This window comes from Stenotrophomonas nitritireducens (genome assembly GCF_001431425.1).
Taxonomy (GTDB): Bacteria; Pseudomonadota; Gammaproteobacteria; order Xanthomonadales; family Xanthomonadaceae; genus Stenotrophomonas; species Stenotrophomonas nitritireducens.
Map to the genome: position 1 here is coordinate 1 of NZ_LDJG01000079.1, position 582 is coordinate 582.

At 67.4% G+C, this 582-nt stretch carries 1 protein-coding gene and 1 pseudogene; both read left to right on the top strand.

The features are described 5' to 3' along the window. On the top strand, positions 1-392 hold a 392-nt coding region (locus tag ABB22_RS17500), incomplete at its 5' end, for a DUF2857 domain-containing protein (RefSeq protein WP_057505456.1). A 3-nt stretch (positions 393-395) separates the two neighbouring features. Then, positions 396-582: pseudogene (locus ABB22_RS17990) on the top strand (hypothetical protein); the annotation flags it as partial.

Genomic DNA, 582 nt, shown 5'->3' on the forward strand with positions numbered 1-582 from the left:
GCTCGGTCACGGTCAACCGCGAAGTGCTGCAGCGCCTGCTCAACCAGGCACAGGACGTGGAGAAGGAAATCGCCACGGTCGATCGCATGCTGCGGCTGGGGGCCAGCACGGAGATGGTCAGCCGCTTCTATGGCCTGACCCATCAGGAAGTCGCCCTGCGGCGGGAGATCCTCGGCCTGCCCAAGCGCAAGGGGCGCCACCCCGTCCTGGACGAGACCCAGGACACCGAACTGTGGCGGCAATGGAAAGCCGTGACCAGCAGCAGGAACGTCGATCTGGAGGACGAGACCTCGATTCTCGATGCGGCCATGGACCTGGCCGAGGGCATGTCGCTGCCGCTCTCGGTGGTCTGGGCCGCGATCAGGAACTGGGTCGATCAGGGATTGGGCTAGGCCATGGCCGTGGACGACACCGCCCCACGAGCCCAGCGCCCTGGCCCCATCGCACTCGCCGACCTGTTCGACGCTGCGCTGAAGGACCTCGCGCCCAAGTCCAGCTCTGGCGCTCCCGCGTCCCTGCCTGCTCCAACGCCCACGCCTCCTACGTCCGGCGACGCCTTCCTGTTCAGTGGCAATCGGCACG